The following is a 17078-nucleotide window of genomic DNA, read 5'->3' as shown; positions in this document are numbered from 1 at the left end:
CAAGCCCTACCCCGGCTTGCCGCCTTTTTTCTTTCCGCTGACCTTGTAGGAGCGAGCTTGCTCGCGAAGCTCTTCGCCCCTTGAAAGCCAGTCGATCGGCACGGCGCACGTGTCTGCAACGGCGGTTCGCGAGCAAGCTCGCCACTGCGAGAAGCCACTCTCTCCCTACCACTTGTCATGCCGGAAAAACTTTCTGACTATTCGGACAGAAATTTTATTGACTCAAAAGTCAGCTTTCCATAAATTCGCCATCCAGTGCCCTACCAAAAACAAGAACCAGCCTGGAGGCAAGCCTTGATCAGGTTCCTGCTCAATCGCGAGCTGCGCGTCGAAGACCGCCTCGATCCCAATCTCACCGTGCTCAACTACCTGCGCCAGACCCTGGGCAAGACCGGCACCAAGGAGGGTTGCGCCTCCGGTGACTGCGGCGCCTGCACCGTGGTGGTCGGCGAGCTGGTCGGTGAAGAAGGTGCCGAGCGCATCCGCTACCGCACCCTCAACTCCTGTCTCACCTTCGTTTCCTCGCTGCACGGCAAGCAGCTGATCAGCGTCGACGACCTCAAGCACCGCGGCGAACTGCACGGCGTACAGCAGGCCATGGTCGACTGCCACGGCTCGCAGTGCGGCTTCTGCACCCCCGGCTTCGTCATGTCGCTGTTCGCCCTGCAGAAGAACAGCGCGGGCGAAACCGCCGACGAGCGCAAGGCCGAAGCCCATGAAGCGCTGGCCGGCAACCTGTGCCGCTGCACCGGCTACCGCCCGATCCTTGATACCGCCGAGCAGTCCTGCTGCCAGAAGCAGCCCGACCAGTTCGACGTCGCCCAGCCGGAAATCATCGCCCAGCTCAAGGCTATCGCGCCCAACGAAACCGCCGAGCTCAACAGCGGCGACAAGCGCTGCCTGCTGCCGCTGACCATCGCCGACCTGGCCGACCTCTACACCGCCAACCCGCAAGCACGGCTGCTGGCCGGCGGCACCGACCTGGCCCTGGAAGTCACCCAGTTCCACCGCGAACTGCCGGTGATGATCTACGTCGGCCATGTCGAGGAAATGAAGCGCGTCGAAGTCTTCGACGACCGTATCGAGATCGGCGCGGCGACTCCGCTGACCGACTGCTATGAAGCGCTTTCCCGCGACTACCCGGACTTCGGCGAGTTGCTGCACCGCTTCGCCTCGCTGCAGATCCGCAACCAGGGCACCCTGGGCGGCAACATCGGCAACGCATCCCCCATCGGCGACTCGCCGCCGCTGCTGATCGCCCTCGGCGCGCGCCTGGTGCTGCGCAAGGGCGTCGAACGCCGCGAACTGCCGATCGACGAATACTTCATCGACTACAAGGTCACCGCGCGCCAGGAAGGCGAGTTCATCGAACAGGTGATCATCCCCCGTCCGCAGGCCAACCAGGCGTTCCGTGCCTACAAGGTCTCCAAGCGCCTGGACGACGATATTTCCGCCGTGTGCGCTGCCTTCAGCGTCACCGTCGAGAACTGCAGGATCACCGCCGTACGCACCGGTTTCGGCGGCATGGCCGCGATTCCGAAGCGCGCCAAGGCCTGCGAGGCTGCGCTGCTCGGCCAGACTTTCAACAGCGCCACCTTCGAACGCGCCGCCCAGGCTCTGAGCGAAGATTTCGCGCCGCTCACCGACTTCCGTGCGAGCAAGGAATACCGCCTGCTCACCGCGCAGAACCTGCTGCGCAAGTGCTTCCTGGAGCTGGAAGCCCCTCAGGCCGTGACCCGGGTGACCCACTATGCATAAGCCGCAAAAAAGCCAGGAAGAACTCACCGCGCTGTTCCGCGCCGACCTCACCACCGGCGTCGGCCGCAGCGTCAAGCACGAAAGCGCGCCCAAGCACGTCAGCGGCGAAGCGCAGTACATCGATGACCGACTGGAATTCCCCAACCAGCTGCACGTCTACGCCCGCATGAGCGACCGCGCCCACGCGCGCATCACCAAACTGGACGTCAGCCCCTGCTACCAGTTCCCCGGCGTCGCCATCGCCATCACCAAGGATGACGTGCCCGGCCAGCTGGACATCGGCCCGGTGGTCGCCGGCGACCCGCTGCTGGCGGACGGCAAGGTCGAGTACGTCGGCCAGATGGTCATCGCCGTCGCCGCCGACAGCCTGGAAACCGCGCGCAAGGCGGCCATGGCCGCGATCATCGAGTACGAGGACCTGGAACCGGTGCTCGACGTGGTCGAAGCGCTGCGCAAGAAGCACTTCGTGCTCGACAGCCACCAGCACAAGATCGGCGACTCCGAGGCCAAGCTCGCCACCGCGCCGAACCGCATCCAGGGCACCCTGCACATCGGCGGCCAGGAGCACTTCTACCTGGAGACGCAGATTTCCTCGGTGATGCCCACCGAAGACGGCGGCGTGATCGTCTACACCTCCACGCAGAACCCCACCGAAGTGCAGAAGCTGGTGGCCGAAGTGCTGGGCATCTCCTTCAACAAGGTGGTCATCGACATGCGCCGCATGGGTGGCGGCTTCGGCGGCAAGGAAACCCAGGCGGCCGCTCCGGCCTGCCTGTGCGCCGTGATCGCGCGCCTGACCGGCCGCCCGACGAAGATGCGCCTGCCGCGCGTCGAAGACATGCAGATGACCGGCAAGCGCCACCCGTTCTATGTCGAGTACGACGTGGGCTTCGAGGACGACGGCCTGCTGCACGGCATCAACATCGAGCTGGCCGGCAACTGCGGCTACTCGCCGGACCTCTCCGGCTCCATCGTCGACCGCGCGATGTTCCACTCGGACAACGCCTACTTCCTCGGCAACGCCACCGTGAACGGTCACCGCTGCAAGACCAACACCGCGTCGAACACCGCCTACCGCGGCTTCGGCGGCCCGCAGGGCATGGTCGCCATCGAGGAGATCATGGACGCCGTCGCGCGCCATCTGGGCAAGGACCCGCTGGACGTGCGCAAGCGCAACTACTATGGCAAGGACGAGCGCAACGTCACCCACTACTACCAGCAGGTGGAACACAACCTGCTGCAGGAGATGACCGAGGAACTGGAAGCCAGCGCCGAGTACGCCAAGCGCCGCGCCGAGATCCGCGCCTTCAACGCCAGCAGCCCGGTACTGAAGAAAGGCCTGTCGCTGACCCCGGTGAAATTCGGCATCAGCTTCACTGCCACCTTCCTCAACCAGGCCGGCGCGCTGATCCACATCTACACCGATGGCAGCATCCACCTGAACCACGGCGGAACCGAGATGGGCCAGGGCCTGAACACCAAGGTTGCCCAGGTGGTCGCCGAGGTCTTCCAGGTCGACATCGACCGCGTGCAGATCACCGCGACCAACACCGACAAGGTCCCCAACACCTCGCCCACCGCCGCGTCCTCCGGTGCCGACCTGAACGGCAAGGCCGCGCAGAACGCCGCCGAAACCCTCAAGCAGCGCCTGGTGGAATTCGCCGCCAGGCACTGGAAGGTCACCGAGGATGACGTCGAGTTCCGCAATAACCAGGTGCGCGTGCGCGACCTGATCCTGCCCTTCGAGGAACTGGTACAGCAGGCCTACTTCGGCCAGGTATCGCTCTCCTCCACCGGCTTCTACCGCACGCCGAAGATCTACTACGACCGCAGCCAGGCGCGCGGCCGGCCGTTCTACTACTTCGCCTATGGGGTGTCCTGCTCGGAAGTGATCGTCGACACCCTCACCGGCGAGTACAAGATGCTGCGCAGCGACATCCTCCACGACGTCGGCGCCTCGCTGAACCCGGCCATCGACATCGGCCAGGTGGAAGGCGGCTTCGTCCAGGGCATGGGCTGGCTGACCATGGAAGAACTGGTCTGGAACGCCAAGGGCAAGCTGATGACCAACGGCCCGGCCAGCTACAAGATTCCGGCCATCGCCGACATGCCCATCGACCTGCGGGTGAAGCTGGTGGAGAACCGCAAGAACCCGGAGCAGACGGTGTTCCACTCCAAGGCTGTCGGCGAGCCGCCGTTCATGCTGGGCATCTCGGTGTTCTGCGCGATCAAGGACGCCGTGGCGAGCCTGGCGGACTACCGCGCCCAGCCGCAGATCGACGCCCCGGCCACCCCCGAGCGCGTGCTCTGGGGCGTGGAGCAGATGCGCAAGCTGAAGCTGGCCCAGGCCGAGAAAGCACCGGCTCAGGTCGAGCCGGCGTGATGTGACCATGGGGCACCGCTGGCAGGGAGAGACGTCCCCACTTCCGTCCTCCGCCCTGCCAGCGGCGCCCCACCCTAACTCCAAATTGTAGGAGCGAGCTTGCGCGCGAACCGCCAAGCCACAGAGCTGCCGGGAAACCCGTTCGCGAGCAAGCTCGCTCCTACAGAAAAGCCACCTCCGAGGTTCGATACGATGAACTGGATCAGTGCCCTCGCCGACCTGCAACAGCGCGCCGAAGCCAGCGTGCTGGTGACCATCATCGAAGAACGCGGCTCGACCCCGCGCAACGCCGGCTCGAAGATGGTCGTCAGCGCCGACAAGATCTACGACACCATCGGCGGCGGCCGCCTCGAATTCAAGGCCATGGCCATCGCCCGCGAGATGCTGCTGGCCCGTGAGCGCGAGCCGAAGCTGGAACGCTTCAGCCTCGGCGCCAGCCTCGGCCAGTGCTGCGGCGGCGCCACCGTGCTGCTGTTCGAACCCATGGGCCAGCCCCAGGCGCACATCGCCGTGTTCGGCGCCGGCCATGTCGGCCGCGCCCTGGTACCGCTGCTTGCCAGCCTGCCGTGCAAGGTGCGCTGGATCGACTCGCGAGAGGCCGAATTCCCCGGCCATATCCCCGAGGGTGTGACCCGTGTGATCAACGAGGATGTGATCGACGAGATCGACGAAATGCCTGCCGGCAGCTACTTCATCGTCATGACCCACAACCACGCCCTGGACCTGGAGCTGACCGCGAAGATCCTCGAGCGCAACGACTTCACCTACTTCGGCCTGATCGGCTCGGACACCAAGCGCGCCAAGTTCGAACATCGGCTGCGCGACCGCGGTTTCGCCGCCGACACCGTGCAGCGCATGCGCTGCCCCATGGGTATCGGCGAGGTGAAGGGCAAGCTGCCGATTGAGATCGCCGTGTCCATCGCCGGCGAAGTCATCGCCACCTACAACGCCACCTTCGGTCAGCAGACCAGCCAGGGCGAGAACACCGTGGCCAAACTGTTACCCACGAGCCGCCGTGCACGCACTGCCGAAAGCGGCGCCTGAAATTTCCGCCCCGGCGCCCGCACGCGCCCCGGCCCCGAAACACGACTGAAGAGAGATCGATGAGCACTCAAGCCAAAGCCTACCGCGCCAGTATCCTGCACAGCGTCGCCGACCCGGCCGAAGTCGGCGTGGAGCAGTCCTATCAGTATTTCGAGGACGGCATCCTGCTGGTGGAAGACGGCAAGGTCGCCCGCCTCGGCCACGCCGCCGAACTACTGCCGCAACTGGGCGGCGTGGAAGTGGTCGAGTACCGCGATGCGCTGATCACCCCCGGCTTCATCGACACCCACATCCACTACCCGCAGACCGGCATGATCGCCTCCTACGGCGAGCAACTGCTGGACTGGCTGAACACCTACACCTTCCCCACCGAGAAGCAGTTCGCCGACCCGGCCCACGCCGCCGACGTCGCCGGCATCTTCCTCAAGGAACTGCTGCGCGCCGGCACCACCACCGCGCTGGTGTTCGGCACCGTGCACCCGCAGTCGGTGGACGCGCTGTTCGGCGCTGCGGAAAAGCTCGACCTGCGTCTGATCGCCGGCAAGGTGATGATGGACCGCAATGCCCCGGACTACCTGACCGATACCGCCGAAAGCAGCTACACCGAGAGCAAGGCGCTGATCGAGCGCTGGCATGGCAAGGGCCGCCTGCTCTACGCCGTGACCCCGCGCTTCGCCCCCACCAGCACCCCGGAACAGCTCGACGCCGCCGGCCGACTGCTCAAGGAATTCCCGGGCGTGTACCTGCACACGCACCTGTCGGAAAACCTCAAGGAAATCGAGTGGGTCAAGGAGCTGTTCCCGGAGCGCAAGGGCTACCTGGACGTCTATGACCACCACGGCCTGCTCGGCCCGCGCTCGGTATTCGCCCACGGCGTGCACCTGTGCGACGGCGAATGCCAGCGCTTGGCGGAAACCGGCTCGGCCGTGGCCTTCTGCCCGACCTCCAACCTGTTCCTGGGCAGCGGCCTGTTCGACCTGGCGAAGCTGGAGAAGCACAAGGTGAAAGTCGGCCTGGGCACCGACGTCGGCGCCGGCACCAGCTTCTCCCAGCTGCAATCGCTGAACGAGGCCTACAAGGTCATGCAGCTGCAGGGCATCAAGCTCGACCCGTTCAAGTCGCTGTACCTGGCCACCCTCGGCGGCGCCCGCGCGCTGGAACTGGAAGACAAGGTCGGCAGCTTCGCCCAGGGCAACGAGGCCGACTTCGTGGTCCTCGACTACAAGGCCACCCCGCTGCTGGACTACCGCCTGCAGCAGGCGAAAACCCTGGAGGAGAAACTCTTCGCACTGGTCATCCTCGGCGACGACCGTACCGTGAAGGAAACCTTCGCGCACGGCCGCAACGTGCATCGCCGCGGTTGACCCCTTACGGCTTCGGCGCCGGGTCCTCGCTCAGGACCAACCCGGCGCCGGGGCCGCTTTTCTTTCTGTTTCGCACACCCCTCTCCCACAGGGGTGCCGCTCTCCCCGGCCAGCGCAGGAGCGGACTCTATCCGCGCTTGGCCTGTCGAGCGCTGCGTTGGGCGGGTTCGCACGGCTCAGAGCCAACAGGTACGCTACTCCCGCACCTCGACTAGCACCGGACACGGCGCCCGCTCGATCACCCGCTGCCCCACCGATGGATCGAGCAAGCGCTCGATGCGCCCCAGGTGACGATGGCCGATCACAATCAGGTCGCACTCCAGCCGCTCCGCCTCGCGCAGGATCGCCCGCGCCGGATCACCGGCCACCACCGCTCCCGTCGCCACGCACGGCTGCAACTGCACCACGGCATCATCCACCAGCGCCTGGGCCTCGTGCTGCTCCTGCTCCGCCGGCGGGTACTCCAGCGCATCCTGGCGCGGCATGGCGAAAGCGCGGTCCACGGCGCATACCACATGCACCACCGCATCACTGCACCGCGCCAGCTCGGCGGCGCTGGCAATGATCCGCGGCGACTGCGCCGCGCCGTCGATGGCCAGAAGAATCCGCTTGAACATGCCTTTCTCCTTCATGAAACGAAATCCGCCGCCATTCTTCGGGCCAGGGCGCGCACCGTAAAGGCACGCAAAACGTAATTAACCATTGCGTCAAACGCACGCTTGCCCATCAAGCCCGTCGCAATGGAACATGAATAGCAACGCGCCCATCCTTCGGAGTCACCATGGCCCTGCCCGATCTCAACCTGCTGGTCGCCCTCAACATCCTGCTCGAAGAAGGCAGCGTGGTCGGCGCCGCGCGGCGCATGCACCTCAGCCCGCCGGCGATGAGCCGCACCCTGTCGCGCATCCGCGAAGCGGTGGGCGACCCGATCATGGTTCGTGCCGGGCGCAACCTGGTGCCGACGCCTCGCGCACTGCAGTTGCGCGAGGAAGTCAGCGACCTGGTGGAACACGCCATGCGCCTGTTCAACGCCAAGGAAAACCTGCGCATGGACCAGTTGGAGCGCTGCTTCGTGCTGCGCTCCAACAACGTGCTGGTGGGCGGCTTTGCCTCGCGCATGCTGGCGGTGATGAAGGAAGAAGCGCCTCGCTGCAGCCTGCGCATTGCCCCGGAAGCGGACTTCGATGACGAAGCCCTGCGGCAGAACCGCATCGACCTCTATATCGGCGCCACCTCGACGCTGGAGCCGGAAATCCGCACGCAGACGCTGTTCACCACCAACTTCGTCGGCCTGGCGCGGCGCGACCACCCGATATTCGACGACGAGATCACCCCGGAACGCTTCGCTTCCTTTCCTCAGATCAGCGTGTCCCGCCGCGGCCGAGCCATCGGGCCGATAGACGAAGAACTGGCGAACCTCGGGCTGCGCCGCGAGATCCGCCTGACCGCGCCGACTTTCCACTCCTCGATCTTCGCCCTGCTGGAATCCGACCTGGTACTGCCCATCGCCGAGCATTCGCTGTGGCGCCTGGACCGCCTGGGCTTCGCCCTGCGCCAGTTCGACATCCCGCTGCCGCTCAAATCCGTGGTGATCCTCCAAGCCTGGCACCCGCGCTTCGACAACGACCCCGCACACAGCTGGCTGCGGCAGACGGTGAAGCGTGTGTGCATCGAATTGCGCGAGAGCTCCGGCCTGCTGAGCTGATTGCGCGACAAGTGCGCTAAACGCACTGATTAGCTGCAATCATTTCAATTTCCACAGCTATCGACCTTCCCTAGACTCGGTCGCAAATACCCGAGTTGATTCCTATGCCTTGCACCGAACCGCCTGCCGGCGGCGGCATCGGCCACCCCCGTGGAGGCCGGCCATGACCGCGCTCGCCCCGATTTCCGCTGCCCATCCGCAACCGGCCAAGCCCGCCACGCCAGCTGCTGCCCAGCCGTTCGGCCTGCGCATCGCGGTCGGCATGCTCGGCGTGCTGATCGCCTCCCTCAGCGCCGGGCTCAACGAGAAGGTCACGGACCTCGCCATGACCGACGTGCGCGGCGCACTGTCCATCGGCCATGACGAAGGCACCTGGCTGCTCGCCCTGTATTCGGCGGCGCAGGTCGCCGCCATGGCCTTTGCGCCCTGGTTCTCGGTCACCGTCTCGCTGCGCCGCTTCACCCTCGGCGCCATCGCCGCCTTTGCCCTGCTGGCACTGCTCTGCCCCTTTGCGCCGAACGTCGAGACGCTCTACCTGTTGCGCCTGCTGCAAGGCTTCGCCGGCGGCTGCATGCCGCCAATGCTGATGACCGTGGCGCTGCGCTTCCTGCCGCCGGGTATCAAGCTTTACGGCCTGGGTGCCTATGCGCTGACCGCCACCTTCGCGCCCAATCTCGGCATGCCCCTGGCGGCGCTGTGGACCGAATTCGTCGGCTGGCACTGGGTGTTCTGGCAGGTCATTCCACTCTGCGCCGTGGCGCTCGCTGCCGTCGCCTGGGGCATCCCGCAGGACCCGCTGCGCCTGGAACGCTTGCGTCAGTTCGACTACCTGGGCCTTTCACTTGGCTTGCCGGGCATCCTCATGCTGGTGATCGGCCTCTTGCAGGGCGAGCGCCTGGACTGGTTCGAGTCGGACCTGATCACCCTGCTGGTGATCGGCGGCGCCGGGCTGCTGGCGGCGTTCTTCGTCAACGAGTGGACGCATCCGCTGCCGTTCTTCCGCCTGGACATCCTCAAGCGGCGCAACTTCACCCACTCGCTGATCACCCTCGCCGGCGTGCTGGTGGTGCTCGGCGCGTGCTCCGGCGTGCCGGCGTCGTACCTGGCCTCGGCCCACGGTTATCGCCCGCTGCAATCGGCGCCAATGGCGCTGCTGGTGGCGCTGCCGCAGCTGATCTCCCTGCCGCTGGTGGCCGCGCTGTGCAATATCCCACGCGTGGATTGCCGCTGGGTGCTGGCCATCGGCATCAGCCTGTGCGGGCTCTCGGCCTTCGGCATGAGCCAGCTGACCAGCGAGTGGACGCGGGAGAACTTCTACGCCCTGCTGGCGCTGCAGATCATCGGCCAGCCGATGGCCGTGGTGCCGCTGCTGATGTCCGCCACCAGCGTCGTCGCGCCCATCGAAGGGCCGTTCGCCTCGGCCTGGTTCAACAGCGTGCGCGGCTTCTCCGCAGTGCTGGGCAGCGCCATCGTCTCGTTCCTCATGACCTGGCGCGAGCACTACCACTCAAACCGCCTGGTCGACCACCTGGGCAACGCCTCGCAAGCCCTCGACCTGCGCCTTGAACAACTGGGCGGCGCCGAGAACGTCAGCCGGCTGGCCGGGCAGGTGCGCGGTCAGGCCGGCGTGCTCGCCGCGTCCGACACCCTGCTGGCGATGTCCTGGCTGGCCGCCGCCCTGCTCGTCCTGATTCCCCTGATGCCGCTGCGGGTCTACCCGCCGCGCCCCGTCGTTCCTGCTCATTGAAAGGTCTGCCCATGTCGAAACTGAATTCCCGTCGCGGCAGTCTGGCCCTGGTTGCCGTGCTGCTGCTCGCCCTTGTCGTCTACCTGCTGCTGCGCCTGCTCGGCCCGAGCCGTGAGCAGAGCACGGACGATGCCTACGTCCACGCGGACTTCACCCTGGTGGCGCCGAAGGTCGCCGGATTCATCGAGGAAGTGCTGGTGGACGACAACCAGTCGGTGAAGGCGGGGCAGGTCCTGGCGCGCATCGACGCCCGCGACTACCGCACCGCGCTGGCCGCTGCCGAAGCCGACGTGCTGGCCGCCGAGGCGCGTCACCACCACGTCGCTGCCGACCTGGAACGCCAGCAGGCAGTGATTGCCCAGACCGCGGCCCAGGTACAAGCCGACCTGGCCGCGCTGACCTTCGCCTCGCAGGAACTCAACCGCTACCAGCACCTCGCCAGCCAAGGCGCCGGCACCTTGCAGAACGCCCAGCAGGCGCGCTCGCGTGTCGACTCGGCGAAAGCCGTGCTCGACAAGAACAAGGCCGCCGCCCTCGCCGCCCGCAAGCAACTCGACGTGCTGCTGGCCCAGCAGGCCGAAGCCCTCGGCGCGCTGAAACGCGGCCAGGCGCAGTTGCAGCAGGCGCAACTGAACCTGTCGTATACGGAAATCCGTGCGCCCTTCGACGGCATGGTCGGCCGCCGTGCCGTGCGCGTGGGCGCCTACACCACACCGGGTAATGCATTGCTGGCCGTGGTGCCGCTGCAGGATGCCTATGTGGTCGGCAATTTCCAGGAAACCCAGCTCACCGACGTGCAGCCCGGCCAGATGGTCGAGATCAGCATCGACACCTTCCCCGGCGAGAAACTGCGCGGCCACGTCGACGGCATCGCCCCGGCCACCGGCCTGAGCTTTGCGCCGATCGCGCCGGACAACGCCACCGGCAACTTCACCAAGATCGTCCAGCGCATCCCGGTGAAGATCGTTCTCGACGCCGACCAGCCGCTGCGCGACAAGCTGCGTGTGGGTATGTCGGTCATCGCGCGGATCGACACCGGCAAGCACGCCGACGGTGAGCAGAAGGTGGCCGTGCAATGATCGCCACACGCGCGCCTCTCTTTCTAACTCTGCTCGCACTCGGCGCCTGCAGCGTCGGCCCGGACTTCCAGCGCCCGGACGATGCCGACGCGGTGAGCTGGTCCGCCCGGCGTGGTGATGCACCGAGCCAGGCACTCAATGCGCCGCTGGAAGCGCGGTGGTGGACGCTGCTGGGCGACCCGCAGCTCAACGACCTGCAACGCCGAGTGGCGGATGCCAACCTCGACCTGCGCGAAGCCGATGCGCGCCTGCAGCAGAGCCGGGCGATCCGCCAGGCACTGGGCGGCGATGCCGTGCCCAACATCGGCGCAGACCTGGGCTACCAGCGCAAGCGCAACAGCGAGGTCGGCCTGAGCGACCCGTCCGGCAAAGCCGGCAAGGACAACTTCAACCAACTCGACGGTGGCTTCGACCTGTCGTGGGAACTGGACTTCTGGGGCCGCGTGCGCCGCGAGCTGGAGGCCGCCGACGCCAACGTGCAGGCCACCGAGGCAAGCCGCCGCGACGTACTGGTTTCGGTGCTCGCCGAGACCGCACGCAACTACCTGCAACTGCGCGCCGAGCAAGACCTGGAAGCCATCATCCGCAGCAACCTCGAGATCGCCCAGCGCAGCCTGGACCTCACCCGCCTGCGCCGCGCAGACGGCGTCGCCACCGGGCTGGACGTGGCCGAAGCGCTGACCCAGGTGGCCAGCATCGAGGCACGCCTGCCCGACAGCCAGAAGCGCCAGGCGCGACTGATCAACGCCCTGGGCTACCTGCTTGGCGAAGCGCCCGGCGCACTGCAAGCTGAGCTCGCCCAGGCCAAGCCGGTGCCGCAGCCACCGCGCAACGTGCCAGTCGGGCTGCCCTCGGAACTGGCCCAGCGCCGCCCGGACATCCGCCGTGCCGAGGCAACGTTGCACGCCGCTACCGCCAGCATCGGCGTGGCCAAGGCGGACTTCTACCCGCGCATCAGTCTCAATGGCAGCTTCGGTTTCCAGGCGTTGCAGCTGTCGAACTTCGGCGACTGGAACAGCCGCACCTTCGGCATTGGCCCGAGCCTGTCGCTGCCGATCTTCGAAGGCGGCCGACTGAAGGGCATGCTCGCCCTGCGCGAGGCGCAGCAGCAGGAATCGGCCATCGCCTACCGCCGCACCGTGCTCAACGCCTGGCGCGAAGTGGACGATGCGCTCACCGACTACGCCGCCGACCAACGCCGCCTGGCCAGCCTGGACAGCGCTGCCGAACACGGCCGCACCGCCCTGGCCAACGCCCGCGAACAATACAAGGCCGGTGCGGTGGACTTCCTCAACGTGCTCAGCGCCCAGCGCGAACTGCTGGCCACCGAGGAACAGCAGGTGCGCGGCCGCGAAGCCGTGGCGACCACCCTCGTGCTGCTCTACAAGTCACTGGGTGGCGGCTGGCAGCAGGCCGAGGACAGCGCCCAATCCCTGTAGCAGCGAGCTTGCTCGCGAACGCATCGCACCTTGAGACGCCGGCGTGCGTCGGATTGGCGAGCAAGCTCGCTCCTAGGAAAGCGCCCCGTGCAGAAACGAAAAAGCCCCGCAGATGCGGGGCTTCTTTCTGGCTCGGCGATCAGGCCGCCGAGTCGGCGTCCGCCTTGCTGCGGCGCGGCTTCTTCTTGCCGGCCAGCAGGTGCGAGAAAACCGCGTGCAGGTCGCCGGAGGCGCCGTCCACGTCCAGGTTCAGCTTGTCGTCGATGTGCGCCATGTGGTGCATCATCAGGGTCACGGCCTTTTCCTTGTCGCCCTTCTCGATGGCGTCGAGGATTTCGTTGTGCTCGTCGAACGAGCAGTGCGAGCGACCACCACTCTCGTATTGGGCAATGATCAGCGAGGTCTGCGAGACCAGGCTGCGCTGGAATACCACCAGCGGGGCGTTCTTCGCCATTTCGGCGAGCTTCAGATGGAATTCGCCGGAGAGACGGATACCGGCGCCACGGTCGCCACGGGCAAAGCTGGACTGCTCCTGCTTGACCATGTCGCGCAACTCGGCCAGAGCGTCACCGCTGGCGTTGTCCACGGCCAGTTCGGTGATCGCGCGCTCGACGGTGCGGCGGGCGAAGAGGATCTGCCGGGCTTCGTCGATGCTCGGGCTGGCCACCACCGCACCACGGTTCGGGCGCAGCAGCACGACCTGCTCGTGGGCCAGGCGCGACAGGGCGCGACGGATGATGGTGCGACTAACGCCGAAGATTTCACCCAGGGCTTCTTCGCTCAGCTTGGTACCGGGCGCCAGACGCTGCTCGAGGATGGCGTCGAAAATATGCGCGTAGACGATTTCGTCCTGAGTGCCGCTGCGCGCCTTGCCATTGCGCGGCTGCTTCCTGATCTGTTGCAACTGGTCGGTCATCGGAGTCGAACCCTGCTCAGCCGGTGCGAACCGGCGCGAAATCCGTGGGGGCTGGAGTGAAGCTGGCCGCGGGCCAGGCATGGCGCACAGTGTACACAAAGTGGCCACTATCGTGCAGCCGTCATGATCGACTCGCCGTCAACCCCAGAGCCCCGGGGCACAGGAGCTTGGCCAAGGCCAACCTGCGACCATTCCGACGCTTTGCTTGTAAAAATCTTTCAGCAAGACACTAAACATTATTTGAACTTTTTGTACACAACTGCATAATCGCGACGTGACTTCCTGACCCAAAGGTCAACATTCACACCCTCACAACTCTTTCCGTTAGCGCAAGGGACGCAGGTGAACCAGCCGACGGCAAGGGACCAACAACAAGAGCGTTGAGGAGTACCGCTGTGGAAAGCACCAAACAAGAACAACAAGTCTTTGCATCCAGTCCCCCCGCCACCGGCCTGCTCGAACGCCTGTTCAAGCTGAGCCAGCATGGCACCACCGTGAAGACCGAACTCGCCGCGGGTCTCACGACTTTCATCACCATGGCGTACATCATCTTCGTCAACCCCAACATCATGGCCGACGCGGGCATCGATCACGGCGCCGCCTTCGTGGCTACCTGCCTGGCCGCCGCGCTGGGCTGCTTCCTCATGGGCCTGTACGCCAACTGGCCGGTGGGCCTGGCGCCGGGCATGGGCCTCAACGCTTTCTTCACCTACACCGTGGTCAAGACCATGAACTACAGCTGGGAGATCGCACTGGGTGCAGTGTTCATCTCCGGTATCGCGTTCATGATCCTGACCTTCTCGCGCATTCGCGAGTGGCTGCTCAATAGCATCCCGGTCAGCCTGCGCTTCGCCATGGGCGCCGGCGTCGGCCTGTTCCTCGGCCTGATCGGCCTGAAAACCGCCGGCATCGTGGTTGCCAGCCCCGCCACCCTGGTTCACCTGGGTGACCTGACCAGCCCCGGCCCGCTGCTCGCCGCCATCTGCTTCCTGATGATCGCGGTGCTGGAATACCGCCGCGTGTTCGGCGGCATCCTGATCAGCATCCTCACTGTCACCGTGGCCGGCATCGCCTTAGGGATAGTCAAGTTCGGCGGCGTGTTCTCCATGCCGCCGAGCCTGGCGCCAACCTTCCTGGCGATGGATATCTCCGGCGCGTTCAACGTGACCATGATCAGCGTGATCCTGGCCTTCCTCTTCGTGCATATGTTCGACACCGCCGGCACCCTGATGGGCGTAGCCCAGCGCGCGCACCTGGTGCGCGAGGACGGTCGCATCGAGAACCTGTCGAAAGCGATGAAGGCCGACAGCACCTCCAGTGCCTTCGGCGCGGTGCTCGGCGTACCGCCAGTGACCAGCTACGTCGAGAGCGCGGCCGGTGTCGCCGCCGGTGGCCGTACTGGACTGACCGCCGTGGTAGTCGGCGTGCTGTTCGTCGCGGCGATGTTCTTCGCCCCGTTGGCCGGCATGATCCCCGCCTACGCCACCGCCGGCGCGCTGATCTACGTTGCGATGCTGATGATGGGCGGTATGGCCCACATCGACTGGAACGAGCACACCGAGACCATCCCGGCGATCGTTACCGTGATCATGATGCCGCTGACCTTCTCGGTCGCCGACGGTATCGCGCTGGGCTTCGTGACCTACGTGGCGATGAAGGTATTCACCGGCCGCCACAAGGACGTGACCATCAGCCTGTACGCGCTGTGTGCGATCTTCGTGGCGAAGTTCATCTTCCTCTGAGCCGCCGCCGCGTCTGATAGAAACTAAGACCCCGGCGATTGCCGGGGTTTTGGTTTCCGTTCGCGGCCTGATCAAATCCTGAACCGCTGTATCGTGATCAGGACGAGGCGTCAGGGACCCTCACTTTGAAACTGAACTCCGTGCCGACGCCCAGGCGACTCTTGACGCTAATGTCGCCCCCCATCAGTGTCACCAGGCTTTTGCACAAGGCCAGCCCCAGTCCAGACCCCCCTTGTCCGATACGCAGCCCATCGAGATCATAGGAAAACGGCTCGAAAAGATGCGCCAACTCGACATCGGAAATGCCAACTCCCGTGTCGATCACATCCACCTGAACCTCTACCATTCCCTGGCCCTTCCCCCTGGCGCAAAGCCGCACAATCACGCTTCCCTGCTCAGTGAACTTGACCGCGTTGCCCAACAGATTCTCCATTATCTGCCGCAGACGTGGCGCGTCGCACCAGACTCGCGGCTGCAGAGCAAGGTCGAAGTTGGTTTCCAGGCTTATTCCCTTGGAGGCGGCAGAGTCGGCTACCGATTCAACCTGACGGGAGACCAGCGTTCGTAAATCGGTCTCTTCCATGTTCAATTGAAGCCGCCCGGATTTGGCCCGATTGAGTAACTGCAGGTCGTCCAGAACATGCAACAGATTGCTGGCCTGCGAGCGGGCGACCAGCAGGGGTTCGCGCCGGCGCCTGGCGTCGTCCTGATTCAGTGCAAGGTCAATCATGGCGACAATGGTCTGGATAGGTCCCTGCATCTCGCTCCCCATCCCCGCCAGGAACTGCGTCTTTCCCCTGCTGATGGATTCAATGCGGGCATTGGCATTGCGCAACGCGCGGACCAGATCATCCTGGTCGGTGATATTGATCGCCCCGCAAATAGCACCCAGCAACGTTCCGGTGCCGTCTCGATACGGCCGCCCCCAATGATGGAATACCCTGCGGCCCTTGACCGTACGCAACTCGACATCCGAGTCGTAAGGTTCGCCTCGCGCAATATTCGCAATCATCCTTTCGCGAAGAAAGTCCCACTCATTGGAGTCGCTAAAAACCCCCAACTCGCCGACCCAACTGCCAACGACGGCCTCCAGGGGCAACCCCAGATAGCTCAACGCCGTTGCATTGCAGTAGCGCACCCGACCATCCAGCCCACGCACGCTCATCGGGTAGGGAAGCGAGTCGATCATGTGGCGCAGAAGCTCGAATTCCCGCTTCTGCTCATCGTCAAGCTCCGATTCACCTCCCCCCTCTTCCTTTGCGCCTCCCTCGACCAGCCCGTGGCGCCGGCCGATATCGACCAGTTCCACCAGCGATTTGGCGTGCAGCTTCTGCATAAGACGCACTTTGTAGGTGCTCACGGTCTTGTCGCTGATGGACAACTGATCGGCGATGGCAATGTTGCTCAAGCCTTGGGCCAGCAATTGCAGCACGCTCAGTTCACGCACCGAGAGGTCCTTGAGCAGGCCGCCATGCCCCGCCTCCTCCGCAGCATTCACACTGCCCAGGGCGTGGCTGGGGAAGTAGCTGTGCCCCTGGGCGATGGCTCGCACCGCCTCGCGCACGGCCTGCGGGTCCTCCTGCTTGCTGACGAAGCCGGCAGCACCGGCCGTCAGGCAGCGGCCGGCGAAATACTCGGAGTCCTGGGAAGTGAGCACCAGCACCTTGACCGGCGACTCCTGGGCCACCAGGCGTTGCAGTACCTCCAGGCCACCCAGCCGCGGAATCGACAGTTCGAGGATCATCAGGTCCGGCTTGCACAGGCGCGCCTGGTGCAACGCATCGGGGCCGTTGTCCGCCTCGCCGACTACCTCGTGCCGGTCCGCCTCCATCATCAGGCGCAGCGCATGGCGGGTAACCGGTTGTTCATCGACGATCAGGATTCTGCTCATGCCACTTCTC

The 17078-nt window shown here is 65.3% G+C and carries 12 protein-coding genes; 9 read left to right on the top strand and 3 right to left on the bottom strand.

Translation table 11 applies throughout. The annotated features are described in order from the left end of the window. Positions 1–294 precede the first annotated feature (294 nt). The 4 genes from xdhA (at position 295) to guaD (ending at position 6549) form a co-directional block, all read left to right on the top strand. Positions 295–1758 (top strand): xanthine dehydrogenase small subunit, encoded by a 1464-nt coding sequence (gene xdhA, locus GJV37_RS07115; RefSeq protein ID WP_193452255.1) that lies wholly within the window; start codon positions 295–297, stop codon positions 1756–1758. Next, complete coding sequence (gene xdhB / locus GJV37_RS07110) at positions 1751–4141, top strand: xanthine dehydrogenase molybdopterin binding subunit (RefSeq protein ID WP_170858445.1); 2391 nt, start codon at positions 1751–1753, stop codon at positions 4139–4141. The genes xdhA and xdhB overlap by 8 nt, the downstream gene beginning before the upstream one ends. Positions 4142–4333: 192 nt before the next feature. Beyond that, the gene (gene xdhC / locus GJV37_RS07105; protein WP_170858444.1) at positions 4334–5185 is read left to right on the top strand and encodes a xanthine dehydrogenase accessory protein XdhC; all 852 of its coding nucleotides are present in this window, start codon (positions 4334–4336) and stop codon (positions 5183–5185) included. Between the two features lie 59 nt (positions 5186–5244). Further along, positions 5245–6549: a guanine deaminase gene (gene guaD, locus GJV37_RS07100; protein WP_170858443.1), complete on the top strand. Its 1305-nt coding sequence runs from the start codon at positions 5245–5247 to the stop codon at positions 6547–6549. Positions 6550–6743: 194 nt separating this feature from the next. Here the strand turns inward: guaD and GJV37_RS07095 are convergent, their stop codons facing one another. Beyond that, entirely contained in the window at positions 6744–7166 is a 423-nt protein-coding gene (locus GJV37_RS07095) for a universal stress protein (RefSeq protein ID WP_024763904.1), read from the bottom strand. Positions 7167–7330: 164 nt separating this feature from the next. On the opposite strand from GJV37_RS07095, the gene GJV37_RS07090 reads away from it, so the two are divergent. The 4 genes from GJV37_RS07090 to GJV37_RS07075 all read left to right on the top strand — a co-directional run bounded on the left by GJV37_RS07090 (position 7331) and on the right by GJV37_RS07075 (position 12519). Beyond that, positions 7331–8254 (top strand): LysR family transcriptional regulator, encoded by a 924-nt coding sequence (locus GJV37_RS07090; protein WP_037017040.1) that lies wholly within the window; start codon positions 7331–7333, stop codon positions 8252–8254. 163 nt (positions 8255–8417) lie between these two features. Further along, complete coding sequence (locus GJV37_RS07085) at positions 8418–10001, top strand: MFS transporter (protein ID WP_170858442.1); 1584 nt, start codon at positions 8418–8420, stop codon at positions 9999–10001. Positions 10002–10012: 11 nt separating this feature from the next. After that, positions 10013–11080 (top strand): HlyD family secretion protein, encoded by a 1068-nt coding sequence (locus GJV37_RS07080; RefSeq protein ID WP_170858441.1) that lies wholly within the window; start codon positions 10013–10015, stop codon positions 11078–11080. Beyond that, positions 11077–12519, top strand: coding sequence for an efflux transporter outer membrane subunit (locus GJV37_RS07075; RefSeq protein WP_024763901.1), 1443 nt, complete (start codon positions 11077–11079; stop codon positions 12517–12519). Before GJV37_RS07080 ends, GJV37_RS07075 begins: the two co-directional genes overlap by 4 nt. A gap of 139 nt (positions 12520–12658) precedes the next feature. Here GJV37_RS07075 and GJV37_RS07070 read toward each other — a convergent pair whose 3' ends face one another. Further along, positions 12659–13435 carry a GntR family transcriptional regulator gene (locus GJV37_RS07070; RefSeq protein WP_037017034.1) on the bottom strand — a complete coding sequence of 259 codons (777 nt, stop codon included), beginning with the start codon at positions 13433–13435 and terminating at the stop codon, positions 12659–12661. Between the two features lie 395 nt (positions 13436–13830). On the opposite strand from GJV37_RS07070, the gene GJV37_RS07065 reads away from it, so the two are divergent. Further along, a complete protein-coding gene (locus GJV37_RS07065; protein WP_024763900.1) occupies positions 13831–15177 on the top strand; it encodes an NCS2 family permease in 1347 nt (448 codons plus the stop codon). Positions 15178–15274: 97 nt separating this feature from the next. Here the strand turns inward: GJV37_RS07065 and GJV37_RS07060 are convergent, their stop codons facing one another. Beyond that, positions 15275–17068, bottom strand: a complete 1794-nt coding sequence (locus GJV37_RS07060) for an ATP-binding protein (RefSeq protein ID WP_084357324.1) — start codon at positions 17066–17068, stop codon at positions 15275–15277. Positions 17069–17078: the final 10 nt, after the last annotated feature.

Source organism: Pseudomonas nitroreducens, from assembly GCF_010994165.1.
Classification (GTDB): Bacteria; Pseudomonadota; Gammaproteobacteria; order Pseudomonadales; family Pseudomonadaceae; genus Pseudomonas; species Pseudomonas nitroreducens.
This window is presented reverse-complemented; position numbering and strand designations above follow the sequence as displayed.

Bases quoted from the DNA above. Each gene is read 5' to 3' on its own strand.
- xdhB (WP_170858445.1), top strand. From the start codon at position 1,751: ATGCATAAGCCGCAAAAAAGCCAGGAAGAACTCACCGCGCTGTTCCGC.
- GJV37_RS07085 (WP_170858442.1), top strand. From the start codon at position 8,418: ATGACCGCGCTCGCCCCGATTTCCGCTGCCCATCCGCAACCGGCCAAG.
- GJV37_RS07080 (WP_170858441.1), top strand. From the start codon at position 10,013: ATGTCGAAACTGAATTCCCGTCGCGGCAGTCTGGCCCTGGTTGCCGTG.
- GJV37_RS07095 (WP_024763904.1), bottom strand. From the start codon at position 7,166: ATGTTCAAGCGGATTCTTCTGGCCATCGACGGCGCGGCGCAGTCGCCG.
- GJV37_RS07090 (WP_037017040.1), top strand. From the start codon at position 7,331: ATGGCCCTGCCCGATCTCAACCTGCTGGTCGCCCTCAACATCCTGCTC.
- guaD (WP_170858443.1), top strand. From the start codon at position 5,245: ATGAGCACTCAAGCCAAAGCCTACCGCGCCAGTATCCTGCACAGCGTC.
- GJV37_RS07075 (WP_024763901.1), top strand. From the start codon at position 11,077: ATGATCGCCACACGCGCGCCTCTCTTTCTAACTCTGCTCGCACTCGGC.
- GJV37_RS07060 (WP_084357324.1), bottom strand. From the start codon at position 17,068: ATGAGCAGAATCCTGATCGTCGATGAACAACCGGTTACCCGCCATGCG.
- GJV37_RS07070 (WP_037017034.1), bottom strand. From the start codon at position 13,435: ATGACCGACCAGTTGCAACAGATCAGGAAGCAGCCGCGCAATGGCAAG.
- xdhC (WP_170858444.1), top strand. From the start codon at position 4,334: ATGAACTGGATCAGTGCCCTCGCCGACCTGCAACAGCGCGCCGAAGCC.